Source organism: uncultured Aquimarina sp. (assembly GCF_947496855.1).
In the GTDB taxonomy this organism is placed as follows: Bacteria; Bacteroidota; Bacteroidia; order Flavobacteriales; family Flavobacteriaceae; genus Aquimarina.
The window spans coordinates 297,251-322,871 of record NZ_CANMED010000008.1; the positions used below are offsets into that span (position 1 = coordinate 297,251).

General features: G+C 32.2%; 27 protein-coding genes. 6 read left to right on the forward strand and 21 right to left on the reverse strand.

What is annotated here, in order from left to right; genetic code table 11:
- Positions 1 to 77: 77 nt before the first annotated feature.
- Genes Q0921_RS22845 through Q0921_RS22860 form a run of 4 tightly spaced genes read right to left on the reverse strand, consistent with a single transcriptional unit; the run spans position 78 to position 5,170 of the window.
- Positions 78 to 1,031 (reverse strand): MoxR family ATPase, encoded by a 954-nt coding sequence (locus Q0921_RS22845; protein ID WP_299261122.1) that lies wholly within the window; start codon positions 1,029 to 1,031, stop codon positions 78 to 80.
- A gap of 1 nt (position 1,032) precedes the next feature.
- On the reverse strand, positions 1,033 to 2,463 hold the full coding sequence (locus Q0921_RS22850) for a peptidylprolyl isomerase (RefSeq protein ID WP_366520035.1): 1,431 nt from the start codon (positions 2,461 to 2,463) through the stop codon (positions 1,033 to 1,035).
- The gene (locus tag Q0921_RS22855) at positions 2,447 to 3,295 is read right to left on the reverse strand and encodes a peptidyl-prolyl cis-trans isomerase (protein WP_299261126.1); all 849 of its coding nucleotides are present in this window, start codon (positions 3,293 to 3,295) and stop codon (positions 2,447 to 2,449) included. The genes Q0921_RS22850 and Q0921_RS22855 overlap by 17 nt, the downstream gene beginning before the upstream one ends.
- Positions 3,296 to 5,170: a peptidylprolyl isomerase gene (locus Q0921_RS22860; protein WP_299261128.1), complete on the reverse strand. Its 1,875-nt coding sequence runs from the start codon at positions 5,168 to 5,170 to the stop codon at positions 3,296 to 3,298. It lies immediately after the preceding gene.
- Positions 5,171 to 5,436: 266 nt separating this feature from the next.
- Here Q0921_RS22860 and Q0921_RS22865 point away from each other — a divergent pair, with 266 nt between their 5' ends.
- Both Q0921_RS22865 and Q0921_RS22870 read left to right on the forward strand, forming a co-directional pair.
- Positions 5,437 to 5,676 carry a hypothetical protein gene (locus Q0921_RS22865; RefSeq protein ID WP_299261130.1) on the forward strand — a complete coding sequence of 80 codons (240 nt, stop codon included), beginning with the start codon at positions 5,437 to 5,439 and terminating at the stop codon, positions 5,674 to 5,676.
- Positions 5,677 to 5,766: 90 nt separating this feature from the next.
- The gene (locus Q0921_RS22870) at positions 5,767 to 6,273 is read left to right on the forward strand and encodes an OmpH family outer membrane protein (protein WP_299261132.1); all 507 of its coding nucleotides are present in this window, start codon (positions 5,767 to 5,769) and stop codon (positions 6,271 to 6,273) included.
- Between the two features lie 92 nt (positions 6,274 to 6,365).
- Here Q0921_RS22870 and Q0921_RS22875 read toward each other — a convergent pair whose 3' ends face one another.
- From Q0921_RS22875 to guaB, 4 genes are all read right to left on the reverse strand, one after another.
- The gene (locus Q0921_RS22875; protein WP_299261133.1) at positions 6,366 to 7,160 is read right to left on the reverse strand and encodes a hypothetical protein; all 795 of its coding nucleotides are present in this window, start codon (positions 7,158 to 7,160) and stop codon (positions 6,366 to 6,368) included.
- Positions 7,132 to 7,611, reverse strand: a complete 480-nt coding sequence (locus tag Q0921_RS22880) for a hypothetical protein (RefSeq protein WP_299261134.1) — start codon at positions 7,609 to 7,611, stop codon at positions 7,132 to 7,134. The genes Q0921_RS22875 and Q0921_RS22880 overlap by 29 nt, the downstream gene beginning before the upstream one ends.
- Before the next feature lie 432 nt (positions 7,612 to 8,043).
- Positions 8,044 to 8,211, reverse strand: coding sequence for a hypothetical protein (locus Q0921_RS22885; RefSeq protein ID WP_299261136.1), 168 nt, complete (start codon positions 8,209 to 8,211; stop codon positions 8,044 to 8,046).
- Between the two features lie 140 nt (positions 8,212 to 8,351).
- Positions 8,352 to 9,824 carry an IMP dehydrogenase gene (guaB, locus tag Q0921_RS22890; protein ID WP_299261138.1) on the reverse strand — a complete coding sequence of 491 codons (1,473 nt, stop codon included), beginning with the start codon at positions 9,822 to 9,824 and terminating at the stop codon, positions 8,352 to 8,354.
- Positions 9,825 to 10,132: 308 nt separating this feature from the next.
- Here guaB and Q0921_RS22895 point away from each other — a divergent pair, with 308 nt between their 5' ends.
- A complete protein-coding gene (locus Q0921_RS22895; protein ID WP_299261140.1) occupies positions 10,133 to 10,903 on the forward strand; it encodes a phosphatase PAP2 family protein in 771 nt (256 codons plus the stop codon).
- 10 nt (positions 10,904 to 10,913) lie between these two features.
- Here the strand turns inward: Q0921_RS22895 and Q0921_RS22900 are convergent, their stop codons facing one another.
- On the reverse strand, positions 10,914 to 11,423 hold the full coding sequence (locus Q0921_RS22900; protein ID WP_299261142.1) for a DinB family protein: 510 nt from the start codon (positions 11,421 to 11,423) through the stop codon (positions 10,914 to 10,916).
- Between the two features lie 565 nt (positions 11,424 to 11,988).
- Between Q0921_RS22900 and Q0921_RS22905 the strand changes: the two genes are divergently transcribed.
- Positions 11,989 to 12,354, forward strand: a complete 366-nt coding sequence (locus Q0921_RS22905) for a hypothetical protein (RefSeq protein WP_299261144.1) — start codon at positions 11,989 to 11,991, stop codon at positions 12,352 to 12,354.
- 60 nt (positions 12,355 to 12,414) lie between these two features.
- On the opposite strand, the gene Q0921_RS22910 is transcribed toward Q0921_RS22905, so the two are convergent.
- From Q0921_RS22910 to Q0921_RS22925, 4 genes are all read right to left on the reverse strand, one after another.
- Positions 12,415 to 13,062, reverse strand: coding sequence for a hypothetical protein (locus Q0921_RS22910; protein WP_299261146.1), 648 nt, complete (start codon positions 13,060 to 13,062; stop codon positions 12,415 to 12,417).
- A 220-nt stretch (positions 13,063 to 13,282) separates the two neighbouring features.
- The gene (locus Q0921_RS22915) at positions 13,283 to 14,182 is read right to left on the reverse strand and encodes a glycoside hydrolase family 16 protein (RefSeq protein WP_299261147.1); all 900 of its coding nucleotides are present in this window, start codon (positions 14,180 to 14,182) and stop codon (positions 13,283 to 13,285) included.
- Between the two features lie 579 nt (positions 14,183 to 14,761).
- Positions 14,762 to 15,199, reverse strand: coding sequence for a nucleoside deaminase (locus Q0921_RS22920; protein ID WP_299261148.1), 438 nt, complete (start codon positions 15,197 to 15,199; stop codon positions 14,762 to 14,764).
- Between the two features lie 244 nt (positions 15,200 to 15,443).
- Positions 15,444 to 16,187 (reverse strand): DUF5995 family protein, encoded by a 744-nt coding sequence (locus Q0921_RS22925; RefSeq protein WP_299261149.1) that lies wholly within the window; start codon positions 16,185 to 16,187, stop codon positions 15,444 to 15,446.
- Between the two features lie 174 nt (positions 16,188 to 16,361).
- On the opposite strand from Q0921_RS22925, the gene Q0921_RS22930 reads away from it, so the two are divergent.
- Positions 16,362 to 17,444 carry an acyloxyacyl hydrolase gene (locus Q0921_RS22930; protein ID WP_299261151.1) on the forward strand — a complete coding sequence of 361 codons (1,083 nt, stop codon included), beginning with the start codon at positions 16,362 to 16,364 and terminating at the stop codon, positions 17,442 to 17,444.
- A gap of 13 nt (positions 17,445 to 17,457) precedes the next feature.
- Here the strand turns inward: Q0921_RS22930 and Q0921_RS22935 are convergent, their stop codons facing one another.
- The 4 genes from Q0921_RS22935 to Q0921_RS22950 all read right to left on the reverse strand — a co-directional run bounded on the left by Q0921_RS22935 (position 17,458) and on the right by Q0921_RS22950 (position 19,773).
- Complete coding sequence (locus tag Q0921_RS22935; RefSeq protein WP_299261153.1) at positions 17,458 to 18,060, reverse strand: hypothetical protein; 603 nt, start codon at positions 18,058 to 18,060, stop codon at positions 17,458 to 17,460.
- Positions 18,053 to 18,547 (reverse strand): RNA polymerase sigma factor, encoded by a 495-nt coding sequence (locus Q0921_RS22940; protein ID WP_299261155.1) that lies wholly within the window; start codon positions 18,545 to 18,547, stop codon positions 18,053 to 18,055. Before Q0921_RS22940 ends, Q0921_RS22935 begins: the two co-directional genes overlap by 8 nt.
- Positions 18,540 to 19,379: an alpha/beta hydrolase gene (locus Q0921_RS22945; protein ID WP_299261157.1), complete on the reverse strand. Its 840-nt coding sequence runs from the start codon at positions 19,377 to 19,379 to the stop codon at positions 18,540 to 18,542. The genes Q0921_RS22940 and Q0921_RS22945 overlap by 8 nt, the downstream gene beginning before the upstream one ends.
- A 202-nt stretch (positions 19,380 to 19,581) precedes the next feature.
- Positions 19,582 to 19,773, reverse strand: a complete 192-nt coding sequence (locus Q0921_RS22950; protein WP_299261159.1) for a cold shock domain-containing protein — start codon at positions 19,771 to 19,773, stop codon at positions 19,582 to 19,584.
- A 392-nt stretch (positions 19,774 to 20,165) separates the two neighbouring features.
- Here Q0921_RS22950 and Q0921_RS22955 point away from each other — a divergent pair, with 392 nt between their 5' ends.
- Positions 20,166 to 21,104: a hypothetical protein gene (locus Q0921_RS22955; protein ID WP_299261161.1), complete on the forward strand. Its 939-nt coding sequence runs from the start codon at positions 20,166 to 20,168 to the stop codon at positions 21,102 to 21,104.
- A 366-nt stretch (positions 21,105 to 21,470) separates the two neighbouring features.
- On the opposite strand, the gene Q0921_RS22960 is transcribed toward Q0921_RS22955, so the two are convergent.
- From Q0921_RS22960 to Q0921_RS22975, 4 genes are all read right to left on the reverse strand, one after another.
- Positions 21,471 to 23,315, reverse strand: a complete 1,845-nt coding sequence (locus Q0921_RS22960; RefSeq protein ID WP_299261163.1) for a cystathionine beta-synthase — start codon at positions 23,313 to 23,315, stop codon at positions 21,471 to 21,473.
- A 166-nt stretch (positions 23,316 to 23,481) separates the two neighbouring features.
- Positions 23,482 to 23,982: a nucleoside deaminase gene (locus Q0921_RS22965; RefSeq protein ID WP_299261164.1), complete on the reverse strand. Its 501-nt coding sequence runs from the start codon at positions 23,980 to 23,982 to the stop codon at positions 23,482 to 23,484.
- A 68-nt stretch (positions 23,983 to 24,050) separates the two neighbouring features.
- Entirely contained in the window at positions 24,051 to 25,001 is a 951-nt protein-coding gene (locus tag Q0921_RS22970) for an XdhC family protein (protein ID WP_299261166.1), read from the reverse strand.
- A gap of 116 nt (positions 25,002 to 25,117) precedes the next feature.
- Positions 25,118 to 25,618, reverse strand: a complete 501-nt coding sequence (locus tag Q0921_RS22975; RefSeq protein ID WP_299261168.1) for a hypothetical protein — start codon at positions 25,616 to 25,618, stop codon at positions 25,118 to 25,120.
- Positions 25,619 to 25,621 lie beyond the last annotated feature (3 nt).

The following is a 25,621-nucleotide window of genomic DNA, read 5'->3' on the forward strand; positions in this document are numbered from 1 at the left end:
CCTACTTAAATGGGCTTTTATTTTTATTTCGATATATATTTTAGAAATGATTTTCTTAAACTAAAGGAAGAAAATAATTAAAATAAGCTCTGAATGATATCTTCAATACTAACTCCTTCTGCTTCTGCTTTGTAGTTTTTGATCATACGATGGCGCAGTATTCCCATCGCTACTGCTTGTACGTCTTCTATATCCGGAGAAAATTTTCCTTTAATAGCAGCATTTGCTTTTGCTGCTAAAATTAAGTTCTGGGAAGCCCTTGGACCGGCACCCCAATCAATATAACTTTTAACTAAATCCGTTGCTGATTCTCCATTAGGTCTCGTTTTAGAAACCATTCCTACGGCATATTCGACTACGTTATCAGCAACTGGAATACGACGAATCAAATGCTGGAAATCTATAATTTCTTGTGAAGTAAATAACGGGTTAATCGTTGCAGACGTGTCTCCAGTAGTGCTTTTCACAACTTCTACTTCTTCCTGAAAACTAGGGTATTTTAATTCTATTGCAAACATAAACCTATCTAATTGCGCTTCTGGCAAAGGATATGTTCCTTCTTGTTCAATAGGGTTTTGAGTTGCCAATACAAAATAAGGCAAATCTAACTTATAATTGTGACCTGCTACAGTTACTGATCTTTCCTGCATTGCTTCTAATAACGCAGCTTGAGTTTTAGGTGGTGTTCTGTTAATCTCATCCGCTAGAATGATATTAGAAAACACAGGTCCTTTTATAAATTTAAAATGTCTTGACTCGTCTAAGATTTCACTTCCTAAAATATCACTTGGCATTAAATCAGGTGTAAACTGAATCCTTTTAAAATCCAATCCCAAAGCCTTAGCAATGGTATTTACCATTAAGGTCTTTGCTAATCCAGGAACTCCAATAAGTAAAGCATGGCCTCCAGAAAAAACAGAAATCAGTATCTGATCGATTACTTCTTCCTGACCTATGATTATTTTAGAAATTTCTTTTTTGAGTTCGGTATGTTTGCTTACCAGTTTTTCTACTGCTGCAACGTCAGACATATTATTTTTCTTTTTTTAACCAGTTACCACTAAACTCACAGTCCCTGTACTCTCCATTAATTTTTATGTAGGTATCATTAATTTTTTCTTCCTGCCACTTACGTATTGCTTCAATTTGTTTTTTCCTAAGAGCTAATTCTTGTATTTTCAAATAGTCTTTAGAATAGTCTGCAATATGTTCATCAAAACGGTTAAGCACCGTAATTAGTTTAAACTTTTTACGACCTTGGCGATCTTGATCAGGAATTACTAATGAAACTTCATTAGTTTTCAATTTTGATACTTGATCGTACAATATAGGATCAATTTTGGTAAGTTCAAAACGCGTATCTCCCGTTGTCGGATTTAATAACTGTCCTCCATCTTCTTTCGTTTCCTTTTCGTTACTAAACTTTCGTGCAGCCTCTTTAAAACCAATAGTTCCATTAACTACTTCTGCTCGCACAGAATCTACAAGTTTTTGAGCTACTTCTACGCTTTCTCTAGTAACATCTGGAATTAAAAGAATATGTCTTACATCAATTTCTTCTCCTCTAACTTTATCCAGTTGAATAATATGCCATCCAAAATCAGTTTTAAAGGGCTCACTAACTTCTGCAACTTGCAAACTAAATGCTACATCTTTAAATTCTTTAGCAAACGGCGTCTGACGGTTCAATGTATATTTCCCTCCTTTTGATTTGGATCCCGGATCCTGAGAATATAACACCGCTTTTGTCGCAAAGCTACTACCATTCTCCAAAATATCTGTTCTAAACTGTTTTAGTCTATCAATCACTTTTTGTTCTTCTTCATCAGGTATTTTAGGATCGATTACAATTTGTGCCAGCTCTAATTCTGTACCAAAAAGTGGTCTTTCATCTTCTGGAATTTCATCAAAAAACTCTCTTACTTCTTCTGGTGTAACCTCTACGTCTTCCACTATTTTAGAACGCATTTGTTCTGCCAGTCTATTTCCTTTATTTATTTCGAAAAGCTCTTTTCTAAAATCTTCTTCACTTTCTTTTCTATAAAATTTAAGCACTTTATCTAGCGTTCCAAGTTCTCTGGTCATATAACTTAATTGTTGATCGACCATAGAATTCACCTCTGCATCTGTAACGAGAACACTATCTTGTACTGCATGATGTGCATATAACTTATTTTCGAATAAACTTCCAGCCAATTCACAACGGCTTACATCAGTAGCAGAAACCCCTTCACTTATTAATTGCTTATACGCAATAGTAACATCGCTATCCAGTATTACATACTCTCCTATAACAGCAGCAACCCCATCTATCTTAATCCTATCAGATGGCTTTACAGAATCTTCTTTTTTCTCTACCTTCTTCTGTACATCTTCAATGATTTCCTGAGCATATATCTGAGCACCTGCTCCAAATAGCAATAATGCAACAAGACAAGTAGCATTCTTAATTATAGATTTCAAATTGTTTGTTTTTAATAGCATCTTTTGTAATATCCTTTTCTAATTTTTTTATAAGCTCTCGCTTCCTCTTACTTAATATAATCTGTCGTATTGTTGGTTTTATATATTCTAAAGGTGCTGTTTCGTTTTTCTTTAGCACTTCTTTAATCTTAATCATATATACTCCCAAAGAATCACGTAATTGTACATACTTCCCCTTTTTCAATACTTTATTTCTATCCTCGGTCTTAAGAACTGGTATCTTATTTAACACCTGATCAAATTGAACCCAAACAGAATCACTAAAAGAAAAAGTAACAAATTCTAACTTTTTTGTCAGCAAATCTTCTTCATCCTCATCTTTAAAACGATTAAAACGTGTTTGCGTTGCAACAATATTATTATAATCAGGTGGCAAATGTAAGTAACGTAACTTTACTAATTCTTCATTAAGATTAAAATTTTCTAAATTTTCTGAATAATAAGAACTCATATCTTCTTCTGTAATCTCCATATTAATGGATTTATTAATCACAGCATCTTTATATGCATTAATATACAAGGTACTCTTATAATCCTCTACAAGGTTATCAAATTCCTGGAGTTCTGTTTCGTTTAAGTTACGTTTAGACTGATCTATAAACAACTGTCTCGTTGCCCAAATATTAATATAGCTGTTTACCACATTAGTACTATCCTCTTTTGCAGTCCCATCGGGCACGAGATTTTTAATATCGTCTTTATAAAGATATGTTTCGTTTACTCGTGCAACGACTTCTCTATTCCCTTGGCGATTTATATTACTGCAAGAAATAAACAAAAGAAACAGTACTGTGATTGAGAGGTATCGCATTTATATGGACAGGTCTTTTTTAATTTTTTTTAAGGTCTTTTTGTTTAACTCTACAGAATATTTCTTTCTAAGTTCATTTAACCATTTTTTTTCCAAGTCTTCCTGAAAATCATTAATTACTTTCCCCTTAGTTTCTTCAAAAGTTTTGATTCTAGCGGGCGTTACCTCTTCTACTTTTACAAGTGTTATATAATTATTTTCATTAACACTAACAATTTGCCCTTTCTCTCCAGTAAAACTGCTAGCAATAGGGGTTTCACCTTTAGTTAACTCCTCTTCAGAGAAAAACACTTTATCTGTATCTGATGTATTCACTTCTTTTTTAATTTCTTCGGTAGATTTTCCTTTTTCAATAAGAACCTTCACTTTTTCTATTAATTCTTGATTAGAAGAAGATGCTTTTATAACCGTATATGTTTCCTCTAGAAGATATGTATCTTTTCTGGATTCATAGAACTTTTTAAGTCCAACAGAATCCGTCTTTGCCGCGTTCCATATTTTAGACTCCATAAGGTCAAACAACAACAATCCGTCTCTATACTCCGAAATCACATTTGCAAATTCCTGATTATCTTCTTCCAGATGCTCTTCATAATATTGAAGCAACTGAGCAGACTCGTATTCATCATACATTGTTTCTACATAAACAGAAACATCTGAAATCCCAGTTTTACCAGCATCTCTTTGTTGTATAAACTTGGCAAAATCTAAATACAAATAACCTTGATCGCCTATTGAAAAAATAGATTTCTCCATCATCGGGTCATTGGTAGGAACTTCCCATTTTTCCTTAAAAATAGTAGACGGCACAATTTTTTTAAAATACGTTATCGTTTCTTCGTTTCTTTTTAAAACATACTTTTCTTTAAGAGAATTTATAAACGACTTAGTAATTAACTGTGATCTACTATCTTTTTTTATTTTTTGAGTAAGTTCTCCTTTTAGCTCTTCAAAAGTTTTGGGAGAATGTTTTTCTAATAATTTTATAATATGCCAGCCATATTTTGTTTTAACAGGCGCAGAAACTTCTCCTGACACTTGTAAAGCAAAAGCAGCTTTCTCAAAATTCTCAGAATTTAAAGCTCCTTGTCCAAAACGATTTATTTTACCTTCATTGACGGCTGTATTACGATCGTCACTATATTGTTTTGCTAAAGATTCAAAAGAAGCATTTTGTTTTAATTGTGAACTAATTTCCTTAATTCTTTCTTCTGCTTGCGTTTCTGTTCTTTCTTTATTGAAAGCCACCATTATATGAGCTACTGTAACTTCTCCTAATGCTTTTTGTTTATCATTAACCTTTACAATATGATAACCAAAACGTGTTTTGAATGGTTCCGAAACGTCTCCTACTTTGGTTGTAAAAGCTGCTTGTTCAAAAGCATATACCATTCTAAATGCTGAAAACCAACCTAAATTACCACCATTTTTATTTACAGAAGGATCTTGACTATACTGAACCGCTATTTCTTTAAAATCTGCTCCACTACTAATTTTATTTCTAGCTTCAGTGATCCTCTGATATGCCGCTAGGGTATCTTTAGGAGATGCTCCAGATTGAACCTGCACTAAGATATGACTTGCATTTACTCTTTCCTGCAAACGGTCATATGCCTCTTTCACCAATGCGTCTGAAGCTTTTGTATCAGTAAGATATCCTGAAGATAATTGTTTTTTATACCCTTCAAGTTCTTTGATATACGATTCTTTTTTATTCAGCCCTTGTTCTTTAGCTTCCGCTAACTTTAACTTATAGTTGATAAAAAGTTCTAAATATTCATCGATATCCTTTTGAGATTCATCTTTTACCAGATCAATATTCTTAAGATATACCCGCTTAAACTCTGATGTATAAACAGGTGAATTATTAATCATTAAAAGTACAGGGTCTTTTTGTTGACCATATACAAGGGAGCAAAATATTACTCCTAAAAAAAGTACAATAGATTTTTTGTGCATAGTTCTCTTTAATAAAGTCCCCAATCGGACAAAAATAACAATATTAATGCGTTTTGCAAGCTCTTTCTTTTAACGAAAGATATTGGTAATATAGTATTAAATACCTTTTAAAATTTTACTAATCTCCTTATCTTGTAATTTTATATCACTTTGCTAATACCTAAAACAATTAATAATATACATTGGAAAGAAAACTAAAACTCCTTTGGGATTTCAGAGGTCCCGCAGCAAGTAAAACAGCAGAGCATCACGAAATCCATCTAAAAGAATATATCATTTCAGAAAAATTATCTATGAATCTTACTGGTTATCAAGACATCAACGAAATGCATAGCATTGCTTTCATGGTTGTTTTAGATTCTGAAATGAAAGCTATAAGAGATGCTTTAAAACCTCATCGTGGTCAACTATATGAAGAATAGATTTTTAAAAAATAATTTTCTTGGCACGTATATTGTCTTAGACCTTATATATTTGCAAAAATTTTTAAATCAAGAATTAAAAAAACCACAATGAAGAACATACTATTTCCGATTTTATTATTGATCATTAGTGCACAAACGATTGCACAATCTAAAGTAGGAACAATCGATAGCGAATTTATTCTATCCAAATTGCCTGAACTCACTAAAGTACAAGAAGAGTTAAAAGCATATAATACTAAGTTAGAAGCTGATCTAAAAGTAAAAGTCGATGATTACCAGACAAAAGTAAAAGCGTACCAAGAAGGTGTCGCAACAATGACTGAACCTTTGAAAAAAACTAAGCAGGAAGAGATTATCACTTTAGAAAATGATATTACGAAATTCCGCCAGAATGGATCTCAATTAGTTCAGATAGAACAAAACAGACTCTTACAGCCTTTGTACACAAAAATAGGAAAAGCACTAGAAGAAGTTGCTAAAGCTGAAGGATACACGCAAGTACTAACAATTACTACTAGCGGATTAGCATATATAGATCCAAAATTTGATCTTACAAAAACAGTAATGACTAAACTAGGTATCCCTTTACAGTAAAGATACTTATAACACATAAAAAAAAACGCTTCAAAATAACTTGAAGCGTTTTTTCTACTCCTCTATTTTCTTGATTTTATCTTCTATTTGCATTAGGTATATCTCATTATACACTTCTTTATAAGGGTCGGATTTTTTATATCCTTGGGATACCAATTCTTTTGCTTTTTTAATACAAGTAAGAGCTTCCTTTTTTTACCAACCTCTAATAATGTAATTCCTTTATAGTAATACGAGAGTGATGATTTATCATAAACCTTAATAACTAAATCAAAATCGGCAATTGCTATATCATATTTTTTTAATGCAGCATAACTGATTCCTCTGTATGGAAAAGCAGAAGGATCTATATAATCTATCCCTTCTTCATCTATAGCTTTTGCAAATTCTATGATCGCTTCTTCATGTCTTCCCAACGCCTGTAAAACCTCGCCTTTTAAAAAGTTTATATTATTCCCCCAAGCATAATCCACTTTTCCAGGAGTATACTCATCATATTGATTAAGATATTTTATTGCACGATCATAATCTTTATACAAATCTGTCATGAGCCAAGATGTATAATATAATGTTTCTTTAGGATCTAATTCCATTGCTTTCTTTAGTAAAGGAAAAGATATATGATAATCTCCTATTTTACTATGTGCTATTGACTTTCCTTGATAATACCCAGCATTTTTTGGATTTAGCGCAATTAAAGAGTCTGTATATGCTTGACGAAACAAACTGGCTTGATAGTGAAACTTTCTTTCATATTCCAGTTCTTTTGTCTTTAAAACTTTTTCTTCTACCGTTAAGCTTTCATAGTTTATCTTTTTGTTTTCCTGACACGAATAAAAAGTCAAGAGTAAAAAGCAATTAAGGATATATACGTATGATTTTTCCATCTTTTATTCTAAAACTTAAATATTTATAGGTGTCAATAATTTGATCTGTTTTTGAATGTCTCCCTGGAATCCAATTTTGCAATCCTTTGGCTATTTCGAAAATCTGATCTGTTATCTCCGTTGAAAACTCCTTGAGGTTATAGTCATAATCAAAAGCCTGGTGATCAAATATCCCTGCTTTACCTTCGCAATTCACCACAAATCTTACTTGAAAAATTCCAAATTCTTCAGAGTTTTTAGGTGCTTTATACTGCCGATCGAAAATTTTCCTGATATGATATAAACCACCATTATAAGTCGTTCCTTTGTAATAATAGCGATCTGATGGATTATTTATATTTATGTATGCATTACACAATTGAAAAGTAACCGGCTTGACATCTCCCTGTATTTCTACAGTTTGGTAGTGTATATTTTTAAAGGTACCGTCGACAAATCCAAAGGTTATCATCTCTTTATCAGAGATAGAGATAATCTGTTCTATGAATTGTTTATCTCTATTACATCCTATTCGATTTCCTTTTTTCCGTAAAAAAACGGCACTTTTATAGGATAAGGTTTCGTAACAATACTTATAATATTCTTCGGTTTCTTTGGGAATAAACTTTACACTATTTTCTTTTTTTGTGAATTAAAAAACTCCTTTGTCTGTTTTCCAATCATGGGAAATCAAAATATCTTCTGCTTTTTTAGTATTGATTGGGTCAGTATAAATAATTTTATGAGCTACATTTCTAAAATAATGCAAATCATCATCGATAATTTTAAAATGATGTAATGAGTATTGAATAGTATCTACTCCTAGTGAATCCTTAGTATAAATCTATTTCCTTTTTGCCAATAGTTTTTCATTATTAATATCTTTTATACGTAGACTATCATCTTAGAATTCCATAAGATATGCATTGGGTTTATAATAATCTTTATCCATATGAATAGCTTGCACTAACCATTCACCTTGAGTACTTTTTTTATTAAAAGATGTAGATTGTTCATTAGAGAAACTTAAACAGATGCAGCTCAAAAGAAAAATAACGGATAATATTTTCACAGATAAGATTTTAAGAGACAAGTAAACATATAAAAAAAGCAATATGATATCATATTGCTTTCAGTTTTTCTTAGTATTAAATCTACTTTAAAATCATTTTTGAAACTAAAGTATTATTTAATATAATTATAAAGTTGTTTTTACCTACTATAATTAGGTGCTTCTTTGGTTATGGTAACGTCATGTGGATGACTTTCATTGATTCCACTTGCCGTAATTTTCACAAAGCGTCCAGTTTCTTTAAGGGTTGCTATATCTTTTGATCCACAGTATCCCATTCCTGCCCGTAAACCTCCTACGAACTGATGAATACTTTCATAAAGTTCTCCTTTATAAGCTACACGACCTACTATTCCTTCTGGAACTAATTTTTTAATATCATCTTCCACATCTTGGAAATACCTATCTTTTGATCCTTGCTTCATGGCTTCTACAGATCCCATTCCTCTATAAGACTTAAATTTTCTACCTTCATAGATGATAGTTTCTCCTGGAGATTCTTTGGTTCCTGCTAATAAAGAGCCTAACATCACGGTATCTGCTCCTGCAGCAATGGCCTTAGGTATATCACCGGTATATCTTATACCTCCATCCGCAATAACCGGAACACCAGATCCTTTGATCGCTGCCGCCACCTCTAATACCGCAGAAAACTGAGGAAAACCAACCCCTGCAACCACTCTGGTGGTACATATAGATCCTGGCCCAATTCCTACTTTTACTGCATCTGCTCCAGCTTCTACCAAATACTTAGCTGCCTCGGCAGTAGCTATATTCCCAACTACTACATCCAGATCCGGAAACTTCTTTTTCACTTCTTTAAGAACAGAAACTACTCCTTTGGTATGTCCGTGTGCTGTATCAATTATTACTGCATCTACTCCTGCCTTTACTAAAGCTTCAGCACGATCTACAGCATCACCGGTTACACCAATCGCAGCGGCTACACGAAGACGTCCAAAACTATCTTTATTAGCACTTGGTTTCAGTGTGAGTTTTGTGATATCTCTAAACGTTATTAAACCTACCAGCATATTTTTATCATTTACTACTGGCAGCTTTTCTATTTTGTTATTTTGTAAAATAACTTCTGCTTCTTGCAAAGATGTCCCTTCTGCTACTGTTACCAAATTTTCAGAAGTCATTACTTCTGATATAGGTCTTTCATTATTTTTTTCAAAACGTAAATCTCTATTGGTAACAATTCCTAATAATTTATGATTATCATCAACTATAGGAATCCCACCAATACTATGCTCTCGCATATTATTTTTTGCATCAGCTACTTTTGCATCTAATGGTAAGGTAACAGGATCTATGATCATTCCGCTCTCTGCTCTTTTAACCTTACGTACCTTCATTGCCTGTTCTTGAATAGTCATGTTTTTATGTAACACACCTATACCTCCTTCTTGCGCCATAGCAATAGCCATACGACTTTCTGTAACCGTATCCATAGCTGCAGAAACTATAGGAACATTAATGGTAATATTTCTAGTAAATTTTGTTCGGATACTTACTTCTCGTGGTAACACTTCAGAAAATGCAGGGACTAAAAGTACGTCATCATAGGTAAGACCTTCTCCAACGATTTTGGATTCGTGTGCTGTCATCGCAATTAAGATTTAATTGCGTGCAAATATAAGCCTTTTTTAAAGGAATCCTACTAAAACAACAAGAGTAATATCCTTTTTGTTTTAAGATAAATGGAAACAAAAGGATCTTGAATTAGATTTACTTCTAGAAAAGACTTGAAACAAGTTTAAACACTGGATTTAAACCTGTTAAAGCAATTCTAAGTAATGTGTTTTTTGAAAAAAATTGATAAAATATCCATTTTTTTAACATTAATTTAATATTTAAATAGTATATTTCATTTAGGTAGATCCCAAATCACCTGTAGCCCAAAAAAGAATAACCTATGAGAATTAGTATTAGCCTGCTATTGGTATGCTTTTGTATCAATATTATGAATGCCCAGTTTACAGAAACCCCGCTTTCCAAAGTCCAATTCAAAACTTCAAAACAAACCGAACGTAAGAAATCTAAAAAAAGTTTATTTACTAAAAGAATAATACCGATTACCCTAATTGCTTCTGGGATTCTTCTTTCAACCAGTGATTTTGAGAAATCCTTACAAAAGGATATTAGAGGTTCTATGGGAAATGATTTTTATTTTGGGCTTGATGATTATACTAGATATGCCCCAATTGTTCAGATGTATGCCGCGGATATTTTTGGAGTTGAGTCTAGAAATCATTGGTTTGATCAGACTAAAAATCTTTTGATATCATCTTTAATAACAAGTGCTGCCACTACCATCTTAAAACGAGAAGTGGATAAACCGCGACCAGGAGATCCATCAAAACTAAACTCTTTTCCTTCTGGACATACTTCTATGGCTTTTGTTTCTGCAGCTGTGTTATACGAAGAATTTATAGATACTAGCCCACTTTTAGCATACAGCGGATATTTTTTTGCAGTTACTACTGGTAGTCTGAGAATGATGAATAACAAACACTACTTATCTGATGTACTGGTTGGTGCGGGTATTGGAATCTTGACAACTAGATTAGTATATCATTATGAGCATCTTATCTCATGGAATCCTTTTAAAAATTCGGAAGATATTGCTTTTGCACCTCAGTTTACGGGTGATAGCCTAGGATTATACTTTTCTAAATCCTTTTAATTTCAATGAATTACACACCTTCTGCATAAGAGAAGTTTTCTTTAGAGGTATATTTTAAATAGTCTAGTTTTAATCTTGTAATTTGGTCAAAATGTAGGTAGTCATGCGCCAACCAATTAGCCAGAAATTGAGAAGCACTCATTGTTCCTAGATCAGAATGGTTTGCTATATTTTCCCATTTTGGATTAATTAGAGATGTTAACCAATTTATTGATGCTTGTCGTTCTTCTAAAAAATGATGTAACACTTTTTCATAGTCTTGTTCTATATATCTTCGTTCCACAACCCAGCCTTCGGGATCGATTGGTTCAAATTGCTGATCAGGAGTATCAAATATATGTTTTGTTCTTTTTCTAAAATCTTCTCGTTCTTCATCATACAGATGACTAACAACCTCTAACAAACACCATCTGTTTGGCCTATCTTTCCACTTGTACTCTTCTTCGGAAATACCCTGCAAAAGCTGTTTAAAAACGAATTTGTTTCTTTGTAGACCTTTAATTATTAGTTTATAGTTCATGATTCTTATTACATTATGATTTCTAAATTACCTCGTAGCTAAATATATGTTTTAAAAAATAAAAAGGTTCTCATTTGATCCTTCCATAACGCTTGTCATTCTATTTTTTTCAATTATTTATCATTTTCACAAATAGATCTAACCAAAAATATTTTCCCCCTAAGAGAAAAGGGTAACAAACCCCTATTAAAATCAGTTATTTCACTCTTTAAACATATGGTAGTATAATTTACTTTTGAAAAAAAAACAATATTGAAGTTCTTATAATTATTTGAGTTAGCCAAATTCAATATATGTAATAAACAAAAAGCCTAAGAAACTGTAACGCCAAAAACTCTCTCTTTGAGTATGGGCCAGTCAGAACCGAGGGTAAGAAAAAACTAGATAAATGTAATTGTATATATTTCTGACAACAGTGGAAGTATTCAAAACTAAGTGGTAATTATTTTTTTAGGCTTTTTTGTGATATTCTATTTCGAACTATTGAAAACATGAATCGATTATAACAAATCTTTTCTTTTACACAACCAACAGATGCTAATTCTAAATCAAAAATCCTATAATAATGATCATCATTAATTCTAAAAGAATTACGAGCTTTTTAATAGTGCTTGCCATTTCGTTTCTTGGAGTTACTTGCGGAAAAGAAAAATGTACAAAACCGGATCCAGAAAACATTAAAGCAACGATTACTATAGCTGCTGGGGGACTAGCCATTAGTGGCAATGTCGGATCTGCAAAACCAAGAGCTACTGTAGCAATTACCGATGCTACAGGTATATCTACCACAGTTACTAGCAACAATGATGGAAGCTTTTTTGCTCCTTTTGGTCAGTCTAATGCTAGACTAGGAGATTCATTATCTATTACTCAAAAAACCAACAATTGCGCAGAAAGTAGTAAGGCAGATATAACAATACAACAACCTTAATAACCAACCGCAAAAGGGTTGGCAAATATTTAATAGTACGCTGACCCTTTTTAAATTAATTTAGTTGTTATAAGAATCCATTATATTAATAGGTTTGTGTCCTTGTTCTTCTTTAAGTTGTTTTTTATTAAAACTCCCTTCGAATTCGTTTGAGTATATATTTCCTGTATCATATAAGCTTTGCGTCTTTCCTATATATAACTTAAATCTGAATTTCGACTTAATTTTTCCTTCTGTACAAGGAGCAATAAAATTCCAGTATTCTTTTGGATTGATATATACCGAATGATAACTATTTCCACACCAACTACTTGGCAGATATTCTATGTCTTGCCATTTATTATTATGAAAAACTTGTCGAATAACAGAAAGTCTACTATCCTGAGCTGATAGCTTAATAATGGAGTCGGTATTATTGATGAGAAATACTTTAAACCCTTTCACTCCTTTCTGAAATTCCGCAATAGAGTCTACCTTGACGACTAGTTGAAAATCTGAAGTCTTCCCTATTTCCTTTATAAGTTGATTATTTTTGATAGGTTTATTATTTGCCTGATAAAAACCTCCTGGAGCATCTATATCACTCTTGCTGGTTCCTGCATAAAAATATCCTCTGAGCTTATATTGGATATTAAGACATTTTAACTCCTGAGCCTTGGTGAATCCAAAGCATAATATTAACAAAGCGGTACGTATACTATTTTTCATGTCAAAAGATCTTCAAAACTTATACCAAAACTAGTGATTGCTGCACCTAACAAAAACTGATATTTTGCTAAACCATCTTTTGACCGAGTTAACCAATTGGTTCACTTAGTTAACATACTTTAAAAACTATGCTGTTTTAATTTCTATTACAAAGTATAAAGCAAAAAACTGTCCCGAAATAATCGCGAGACAGTAAATTTATCTTTAATAACCTTGTTCTTTAGAGACTTCGTTTATCTAATCTAACGTAATCAACATACATATAGGTATTCCACAAAATATTTATTCTAGAATTATTAAAAATACCTGTATCCGAACCTACATTCAAATTAAATATAATATTATGATCATTAAAATTTTCTAACTTTAAGTCATTATCCACACTATTAGTATAGTTGGCAACACGATTACCATCTACATAAATCTGGACTGTTACCGACCCGTTTCTATTGATCCACCTTTGTTGATAGGTGTGCCAACCCTCTCCTACATTGTAACCTCTTTCTGCATTGGTTCCTAGTTGATTTTGTAAATAGTTTTGACCATAGAATAGGTTACTGGCAAACCTTGCTGAATTACCAAAGGAATATCCTTCCATAATATCAATTTCTCCACGAGTAGGCCAAGTATTACTTCTTTCATTCACCGTCCAAAATGCAGGCCACGCGCCATACGTTTCCGCAAATCCTTTATAATTATTCCCTTCTCTAGCGATTAATTTAATTCTTGCAGTCAACCTATATTCTTCATTTCTTCCAAGATGAAAATCAAAATTAGACTTTACATGCCCAGATTCATAGGAGTCACTACCCGATTTATAGGCTTGCAAACGTAAACAACTGCGCCCATCGAGACTTGCAATTTCTGCATTCCAGTTTCTGTAAGTACAACGGCTAGAATTATAATCTGCTCTATTATGAGTTCTTTCCCATTTATTTAAATTACCATTAGTATTAAAATTATCTGTAAACTGTCTACTCCAAGGCCCAGCCTTTTCGATTGATTCATCTGTACTTTCTATATCATTAGAAGATTCCTCGAGGGTCACATCTTCTGTTTCACAGGCAGATGCAAAATAAATTAATAACAAAACTCCAAAAGATTTGACTAACATTTTCATACTATTATTTTTTCGTTAATGATTATGTTGCCAAATTAAGAACGATATTACCGATTTGTTAAATAAACACCTTAAACTATATTGAATATTTTATTTTAACATCAATTTATTGTAAATAATTTAAAAAAAAATACTCCTGAAATTAAGATTTAACAAGGAGTTAGCTGCGTTTTAACAACGCAAACGTTTGCGTTGTCAAAATTCAATTTTTTATGATAAAATTTAAAAACATAAGAAAAATTTAAGATGTTTCATGACAGATAAGTATTTTAAAACTTATTTTCAAACTAATTTTTTCCTTTAAAAAGATATATTCATAAGAATAGTACTCAAAAGCTAGTGGATTTTAAATGGCACAAGGTTTTTATTTTCTATAATTTCTTTTTCTAACTGAGAACACTAATTTACTAGAAAAGTTATCAAAGAAATCAATTCAATACCTGAATGATTTCTAATTAAATTTCTTTACAAGAAATTATTAAAGATAAAACGATCAATCCCAAATGAATTATGGATAGAGACCCTCCCGTATTTATTTAGATACATATAAATACTTGTATATGATGAAAAACATTTCAATCACTCCCCTATATCCTCATTCCAGATTTCGGGTTTATTTTTGATAAATATATTCATCAAATCTTTGCATTCTTGATTATCAAGAACAATTACCTCTACTCCATTTTCTTTTAGGAGAGCTTCGGAGCCCAAAAACGTTGTATTCTCACCAATAACAACTTTAGGTATTCTATATAATAGAATAGCTCCTGTACACATAGAGCAAGGTGATAAGGTAGTATATAATGTACATTTCTTATAAACAGAAGCTGGTTGTCTACCTGCATTCTCAAACGCATCCATTTCTCCATGAAGTACTACACTGCCTTCTTGCACTCTTTTATTATGACCTCTCCCTAGGATCTCATCTCCATGTACAATAACAGACCCAATAGGTACACCACCTTCTCTAAGTCCTTTTTTTGCTTCTTCTATCGTAGCTAGCATAAATTTATCCATAAGTTTATAATTTGGAAATTTTCAATTCTTCTTTTTTAATATTAAAAGCGTCAATTACCCTATATGGCGTACTCCTTTCGTTTCTCAAAACGGTGTATAAAAGTTCTGGAAAACGTTTGATGGCGAATAATCAAATAATATTTGATTCCTATTTTTTTAATTCCTAGTGAAGAATACGTTCTATCCTCTAGACACTTTATTAATAACTTGAATACAGCAAAACTTCCGTTTTCCATGAATTTATTCAATGTAACAATTCTTGAATTTTTACTGAAATGGAACCACGTTCACCTATTCTGACAACTCCTAATATAACCCCTGCAATAAATCCCGGGTTAGTAATTATTAAAGCTTTTTGCGCTACTTTTTGATCTCTTTGTTCGATTAAAAATTTTAATTGATCGTTTGGAATAGCAGCTACTTCTTTGGCAAATTTCCAGGCTCCATCTCTCGCTAACTCCATACTAAAGTCAACGAGAAAGTTATCTACATTACGAGTGAATTTTAGAATCTTTTTTAGTGTTGGCCAGATATTCGCCAAATCATTTTCGACCTCTGTAACTAAATATGAAAGAATTTCATTGATTTTATCAAAATCTCCTTTTAAATCTTCTATATTTTTTCCTTTAGAAACTTCTGCCGCCGCAATGCCCAAATCCAAATTAATATGTGCATTCATTCCAATTAATAAATGCTGTAGTACAATCGGCCAATAGTCTTTAGATACATCAAAAGCAATTTTCCAAGAATCCGTTACTGGCTTGTTTTCCTGATATTCAAAATACGCATCCAGATATCTACTAGCAAAAATTACATCAAGCTTTTCCATTCTTGGTCCATCATCAAAAAAATTATTCTCTATACCTTCCTTAACTTTTAGAGTCACTCTTCTGTATAAGGCAGCAAAATATCCTAATGGATCATTATTGGTTTCTGACTTTAGAATAATATCATCTAAAGAAGCGATGACCTCATTGATGGTTCTCATTGTTTTCTTAATGTAGTTTTATACTATTAATTACCTCTAATGTAGTAATAATTCTCTAGGAGTATATTGATGATTTTGGAAATAAGTAACAGGCTTACTTAACATTCTGATTTATTTAAGATTCTATTTCTCTTAATTTAATTTTTAGTAAATTTAATAAGATACTGATTTTCAATGAAAAAAGTAGTTTTATTATCAGCATTAATATTCGGATACACTTCGTTTTGGGCTCAATCAGACCCTACTTTTTATGGTATAAAATCGCATTACGGTTTTATTATAGCACACTCACCAGAATTAAAACCTATCTCGCAAACCAATCCTTATGGAATACAACTAGAATACAGTTGGCTAAAAACTAGTGATAAGGCCTGGAAAACCTGTTTTTGTTATGGGCGGACAGGGTTTGCTTTTGCGTATTATAATTATGCGAATCCTAATGTATTAGGTAGCTCCTATAACTTGATTTACTTTGTAGAACCTTATTTCACATATCGAGGTCCATTAAAGTTTTCTCTCAGAGGTTCTGTAGGAGGCACATATCTGAATAAAAAGTTTGATGAAGAGACAAACCCTGATAACTTATTATTCAGTACACATTTTAGCTTTTATCTAGCCTTGTCACTTAATCTAAACTACCATATTAATAACAATTATTCCATCAATCTATCCGCAAACTACAATCACATTTCCAATGGAGGCCAAAAACAACCTAACAAGGGAATGAACTTTCCGACGCTTTCCATAGGTGTGGACAAAGTCATCAACAATACGCCATTAAAACGAAAAACCAAATCCTTGCGTTCTTATGATACATCCCTAGATTATTATATGGGTACATTTGCTAGTCTAAGATCATCCGATAGAGATGCAGAAGCAACTAATCATCTTTTGATCGGATTCACGGGTGGAATTCTTAAACCGGTATCTGGCATCAATGGTTTAAATACCGGTATTGAATTTTGGTACGATTACTCTGACCGAGAAATAGCAAGACAACAAGGAATTAATGATTCCGCTTTTTCCTCAGCCATTACTACCGGGCATCATTTCTCAATTGGTAACTTTTATTTCTTACAACAGTTTGGTTTTTATTTAACACGCCCAAAAAATATTCAAGGAAATTGGTTGTACCAGCGATATTCTTTTTGGTACAGTATAGGCTCCTCTAAACGCTGGACTATTGGGGCGTCTCTAATAGCTTATGGTAAGGTTGCTGACCATATGGATGGTAGATTGATATATCTTATTGATTAGTTTATTATTTACATTATATAACATCATCCGTCATTTTCTTTTTTAACTCAATGATTTCTAACAAAATCTTTATTTCTTTCTTAATGTTTTTTCGAACGGCAACAAAGGGGATTATCGCACCGATGATGTATGAAACATCTATTAAAATTATTTGCCAAGTTTCAAAATACAAACTAAACTCTGGAGTAATAATGTAAAAACCTATGGTATACAAAGCTATGATTCCAATAGTTACAGGTCCGTGAATGGTTTTTCTAAAATTATAAAAAGAAATCGTATCATTTGTTGTCTGTAAAGCGTCATCCAACATATTGATCTTTTTTGCTTTAGATACACTAATGATCTCAATAATAATTCTTACTAACAATCCACCGACCATCAATCCTACACCTACTCTACTTAATAGTTCCTGCACCGGAGCTACAAAATAGAAAAAAGTAATTATTCCGATCAACACTATGGATAACACCAAGATATTTCCATAATGAAAACGCGTACTCCAGCTTTTCTTTTTTCTTATTGATGAAAACAGGTCTTCCATATCATATGGCGCACTCTCAATACCGCTTTTGTCCTTTTGCCATTGATTCTGTAATGCTTCAAATTCGTTATTCATTATCTAATATTTTTTTAAGTCTTTTTTTAATCCGATGGATCTTTACTCTTACGTTGGTTGGTTTTACTCCCATAACTTCTGAGATCGTATCGTAATCCTGTCCGTCTAAAACCATCATAATTAATAATCGATCCAATTCTTCTAAGGCTCCTATAGCAAGGTACAGGCTCTGATTTTGATCCGAAGTTGATTCTGAAAACTCTTCAATCAGTGCATATTCCACTTTTTCTATAGGTATCTTTGTCTTCCTTTTTTCTTTTCTGATATGCTGTAAGCAAGTATTTACCGTAATTCGATACACCCAAGTTTTATGACTGGATTTACCCATAAAGCTGCCCATTGCATTCCATATGTTGATAAAAACTTCTTGAGACAAATCATTGGCTAAGTCATGATCCCCTTTCATGTATCCCAGACACATTTGTGATACCATTGGATAGCATTGTCTATAAATTGTTTCGAAAAGTTGCTGGTTCTTTTTACTCATTTATCAAAAAAGCATTTACTTTTTCATAAAATAATTCTGGTTGATCGAACATAATAAAATGCTTACTATCGGGTATCATTTCTATGGTTTTATCGGATAGCGTAGCATATTGTTTTTCATAATTTGTTTTTGCCATTTCAATAGTAGGAAAAGCAGCTCCTAAAATTAAAGTTTTTGCGGTAACTTTATCTAGCACTCTTCTAAGATCTAATTTTAAAAGATCTGTATATCCATACACATATGTTTCTCTATCGGCTTTTAAGATCCAATTAAGTAAAGTATCTACTTTATCCTTTTTATTCGTCATGTTTTGAGCCATCATCATGGCAGTTTGTCTAAACTGATCATCATTCATTGCTAACATCTGTTTATTATATGGGGTTTCATACTGAATATGGCTTTCAGGAACGCCTGGCATCATTAATTCGCGCATACAAGGGATTGAATCTACAAGTATGAGATTCTTTATAGTATCAGGTAAAGCCGCAGCAATATCTATCGCTAGATTCCCTCCCATACTATGTCCAATAATAGTAACATTCATCAACTCATTTTCTTTAATATAATCAATCAATTCTTTCTTAATCGTATCATACCAGGGCATAGCAATAGGTGCATTACCATCAAACCCAGCATATGATATTAAGTGATGTTGTTGCTCACCTTGTAGATGAGTGACAGTCTGATCCCAGATTGATCCAGGGTTAGTAAAACCAGGTAAAAATAAAATCGGACTTCCGTTTCCAGAAACTTCTGCAGAGATAGCAGGAACTTGACTAAAAGTCAAATTAACAATTGTAAATAATAAAAGGGTAATTTTTAAATTTCTCATGATGTTTTGCTTATGATTTCTCCTTTGATGCGAAAGATTACAAATTGTTACACCACACTCTAAAAAATAAAAAAACTTTACACTTTAGAGTAGTTTAAGAAGCATCTATCACAATTGACTATAGATATTCAATAATATAATCCACAAAAAAAGCCTATCAAAATTGATAGGCTCGTGTTTTAAAAAAGTTATGTAGTATATATTAAATTACTTTTACATTTACTGCGTTTAAACCCTTTTTACCTTCTTGTAGATCAAATTCAACTTCATCGCCTTCACGAATTTCGTCTACTAATCCTGAAATGTGTACAAAATGTTCTTTGTTTGAACCTTCCTCTGTTATGAATCCAAATCCTTTGGCGTCATTGAAGAATTTTACTGTTCCTTTGTTCATTGTTAAAATTTAAATTAATTACTTATTGATTTACAAAGATGATGCCAAACATGAGTTTTGATAATTTGTCACATCTTCCTTATGGTAAAGCTACGAATAATAATTTTATATTGGTTATGGTAATACCATTGATTGTTTGTTAAATTATCATATAATACACTTCATTAATAATAAATTAAATTTCAAAAACCGAACAATTTATAATACGAATCCCTAATTCCCCATCGCCCAAATAAAATTAAAGAAGGTAACAAAATGGTACTGTCTTTGATATATAAATACTAAAGTAAATAGGTTGTGAATTGATCACATCTATTTGAAAAACAATAAAATTAACCTAACTTTATTCGTTAACAAGGGAAAATATTACACAAATACAATCTATCAAAATCATGAAAAAAACTCCAATTATATTGATCCTATCATTACTTTTTTCTTTTGTTGTAAAAGGACAATCTCCTATTGAAGGGGGATATATACAACTTACTATTGATGACTATAATGAGCTTGTAGAGGTTAATCAAGAAAATGAGCTTAATGGCAAATATTATGTAAGAGAATTTAAGGATAAGAAACTCATAGGCATTCACAAAATAGAATATAGAAAAGGGAAAAAGCACGGAGAATGGTTGCATTTTCTGATTTTTAGAGAAAGAGGATCCTTAGATTTATCAACAATAGAAAATTATGAAGATGATCAGAGAAACGGTTATTATTATAATTCTGACAATAGCTTTACTTTTACTGAAGAAGGAAATTATGAAAAAGGAAAAAAAGAAGGTTTATGGTATATTACAAAAGGTGGATCTAAAGAAAAGATTAATTATAAGAATGGAAAAAAGCACGGTGATTATTGGCGTCAGGATGCATCCGGTGTTATTGTGAAAGGCGCTTATAAAAAAGGAGAGAAACTTGATGATTGGACAATCGAAGACCTTTCTGGAAATATCAAAACAGAAGTAGAAAATACGAGCACTAACTTGAATTCTACAACTCCTGCTAGCACTACCGGAATACAAACAATTGAAGGCGAAATTCAGAAACCAGATGGGGCTATTGTACCCATTGCTGTTGTAAAACTACAGGTATCTGATACTTCCTGCGCATATTCTTTTTCAGATTATGATGGTAAATTCAGTATAGAAATTGATACTAATAACATTACTTCGGATAGTTATTTTGAAATAGTTATAGAAGGTTTTCCTAAAAAAACAATTCCTTTTTCCGAATTCTCTAATCAGGATATTATTGTCTTGGAAAAGGGCAGAAAAAAAGTAAGCTATGATGAGTATCGTAGTTATTATGAATCTATGAAGGATTGTCATTTGTAAGCTCTAGAAAGACATTTTTTGTTATACATTCTGAAATAAGGATAACTAATCCATTTAGTAGAAACAACAGCGCGGTAGGGTATCACCTACAATTAAGCGTTATATACTAAAGGGAATGTTATGATATTTTTAAAAACACATTTAAGATTCAGTTTTAAACTGGTAATGAATTTTCTAAGAGAATTACCTTCTTCTTGCGGGTATGCCATGCGAAAATAATTTTTATGATAAGCTACTCTATGAGGAACTTCATCATATTATCGAATCAAAAAATGGCCTCTGTTAAATTAAATAACAGAGGCTAAATTCTAATTATTTGACACATACTATCATGAAAATCTCAGAAAAGCTATAACCTCCTGATGATTAAATTTTTTCAACAAAATCCGAAAAAACTTTTTTGTGAAGTTCAAGGTTCATATTAGGAGAAAGTGCCACACGGGCTATATAATCTTTATCTCCTTCTTTAGTTGTCCCTTGAGTAGATGTTGCTGGTATTGTCCAATAACATCCTTTTAGCTGACCATAACTCACGCAGTATTTACTTTCATTGGGAATTTCTGTGATCATCAAATTGATTAATTTATGATTTAATGCTCGCTTATAAGATTCTTTTTCTTCATCAGTAGTACCTTTAGTTGGAAGATCTAATGAAAATACCGATGGAGTAAATCCTTGCTTTGCCAATGCTGACGAAACAAAATTGATTTTCGCCTCTGGTAAAATATCATGGATAAAATTCACATATTCACGTGTATTCTTATAGGCATCATTAATTCTTTGATTCATTGAAGGCAACTGCTTGGCTAATATCTCATATTGTAGCGCTGTTGCCTCATTATCACAAAGATCTAGGTGTAATCCTATTTTCTCCATTAAGAGGTCTGTTTTTTTATTCCCTACAACATAGCCAGCCGTGCATTGTCCTCCACTTGGAAATTTTGATCCACTAGCGTACGAAATAGCACGAACCGTCGAGAGTATTTCTCCTTCACCCAAAAAGAGCACATTAGGACAAAATGTTTGATCTAAAATAAAAACAGGATCAATAGCAACTTCACCTTTACTCGTTTTACGTACTTTACTTAAAACATTTTTTAATTGTATTAGATCTGGAACTTCAACTCTAGGATTTGTTGGGATTTCAGCAATGATATAAGGGATTGCATCTTCGTTAGCAATTTTATCCAAAACTATATCTATACTCTGCACCATATCATTATCACCATCTACTGGTAAGTCCATCACTTCGACATTATCAATACTAGCTGCAACTCGTCTTGCTTGATCATTTGTACCACCATAACAATTTGGCGGGACAACAAATTTGATAGCCTTTCCTGTATGCTTTTCTAATGCATCATGAACTAACCCCATCATAATAGCATACTGAATAGATAGGCCACTAGAACCAACTAGTGGTTTTATATTGGTACCAGTAATTGATTCAATTGAATCTAAGACACGTGTTTTGTTTGTCTCGATAGCACTCTTTTCTGTATCAAAAGAAGACTTATTTATTAGCGCATGTAATGCCATAAGACAATTGGCTGGTGTCATAGCAATAGTTTCTCTTCTTCTTACATGTTGAATTTCTGAGATGTAATTTTCATGTTTTTCGCCATTTACTAATAAAACACTTCCTAAACCATCATAAACATTGATAAAAAAATCAATATTTGGATGAAGATCCATAGTAGTAATTTCATCTTGCTCAGAAATTAGAATGGTACTCCCGTTAAACTCAGGAATAGCTGATACTTCCTCTACATGCTTTAAATCAAATTTATAACCATAAACATTCTTTAATATTTCGGCATTAAAGAAATGAGGTAATTTATCCGTATAAATGATTTGGGTATTTTTATTATCAAATAAATTTTTCCTTAGAATTGCCAACACAGGAATTGTCTTTGAAGAAAAACTAATTACACTTTCTGATTTTAGATAATGTAAGTTAGCAATTCCCCATTCTAGTACACAAGATAATGGATGACCTAATCTAATATAGTCGTAGGCAGTTGGTAATTCAGTTAGTGCGGATGATTTAGAATTATTATTATCAAATAAGATTTCAAATTGTTCTAAAAATTGAGTTTTAGCCAATTTTTCATCATAAATATCTAGTCGATGAGTAGTTAGATTCAACCAGTCAGTTGGCATGTTATCTAGTACATCTTTAATATAATTTAGCATTTTATTTACTTCCATAACTTTCACCTTTAGATAGGCTGTCAATATACATTAATTAGGCTTTTTTTTTAAGCGTTGCTTAACTCTTTGTTAGCGTTTCATATAGTACAACACCGAACAATAAATCTGTCGGTTTTGGAAATATTTCTTACACTAATCCTTGAGTTAAACCTTTAAAATTTCATCAATATTCAGTCCTGTCAGTTTTCGAATCCCATTTTCTAAAAACTTTTAACGCTTCATCACGTAGTCCATTAGTAAACTCTATTTGTCTATTATCAATACCTACCGCGATCTCATCATAAATTAATTGATCATCAAACTCTATATCAGCCGCATCTTCACGTGTACAACCGTAAAAAACTTTTTTAGGTCTTGCCCAATAAATGGCTCCCAGACACATAGGACAGGGTTCGCAGGAGGTATAAATAATGCAATCTTCTAACTGAAAAGTGTTTAATTTTTTACAAGCTGTACGGATGGCATCTACTTCGGCGTGAGCCGTTGGATCATTTTGTGATGTAACTTTATTACATCCTTCCGCGATTATTTCTCCATTCTTTACAATCACCGCTCCAAAAGGACCTCCAGTATTAGTATCCATACCATTTTCTGCAAGTTCAATTGCACGCCTCATAAATTTCTTATCCTCTTCTGTCATTTCTATTAATTTATTGTTTTTCATTTGTCTCTTCAACCGCGAATTAAAATCGGATAGAAATGTATCTTTTTTAGATTAAGAAACAAAATATATTATTGATTCGTGTTTTTGACTTTAATAACCTCAGCAGCAATACTTACTGCTATTTCATGAGGAGTCTGGCTTTTTATAGCTAGTCCTATAGGGGCGTGTACGGTGTCTAATTGAGCCATTGTAATATCTTCTTTTTGTAAAACCTCCCACATTGTTTCCAATTTTGCAGTGCTTCCGAGTACACCTATATATGCGTAGTTATTGCTAATAAGTTTGCTCAGTACTAATTTATCATCAGTGTATTTATTGGTCATGATTGCAACATAACTCTCTGAACCTGCTGAAATGTAATTCGCTATTTCATTAAAATCAATTATTAATTTTTGGTGTGCACTTGTGTTTAATTCAATCGTATTTAGATGTTCTCGATTGTCAAAAACCACCACATGAAATCCAAGATCAACAAATAATTCGGAAACTGCAACACTTACATGTCCTCCACCAACGATATATAGTGTACTTCTAAATCCTATATATTCTTTAAAAAACCAATCTTGAGATGAATTGATCTTGTATTCGAATTTATCTTCTAGTAACTCATTAGAAAAATCGATTAAAGAAGTTGATAATGTTAATGTTCCCTTGGCATTAGCCTGCAAACAATCCAAAACTCCTTCAATAACTGAGACATGACTTGTATCTAAAGGATAAAAGACAACAGTCTGCTCTCCGGAGCAAATCATTCCGGAGCCATCTTGCTTGTGACCTTGATGTATTTGTTTTTTCAAGAATATTTTCAAATCACCATCTCGCAGCAATTTTTTCGCCTCTTCGACCAACGAAAATTCCATCACACCGCCACCAATAGAACCAAAAATAAAATCATCTTCAGCTACTAACATTTTAAATCCTTTTCTACCCGGAGAACTACCAATATTTTCTATAACGGTTAGTAGATATACGTTTTGATTATCTTGTAATTTTGATAAAAGATGTTGCCAGAACTTCATACATTTTATTAAGAAGTGATTTATATTTTTTTCAATTTGTAATAAAAATGCCTTTTTCTACTCAATTTTTGTCTTTTCTTACTTCATAGCCCAACTGTGAAGTTAAAAAAACACTTCTAATTAAAAATAACTTCACTTAATGCATAATAAATAGCCATTAAAGCAGAGAAGATAGCACTCGCCAGAAATCGCCAATGTAAGTTTACCTTATTCTGAATTAAATAATTAGCTACAAAGGATATAGGGATATTGACCAAAAATGACAATCCTGCTATTTTTAGCAAATTTAAGTCGATTTGATTAAAATTTCCTGAGAAAATTTTGATAAATAACAAATGACGAGCAATCCATAACGGATTAAAATAAAGTATCGCTAATCCTGTTTTAAGAAGTGTTTTTTTTGTTCCTATTATATTCTTTGTTCTAACCTCTATCCAAGCAAAATAATTTGGAATTTCTAAAGCATATAATGTCGCTCCTAATAGGATCATCCCTACCAGTCTATATATGGAAAATTCTCCTAATAACATTGAAGCGATCAAATCCCCTGAACTATAAATAATAGCCCCTCTTAGGATATTAACTTTGGTGTATTGCAGTTTTATGGTTTTGCTCAAGGC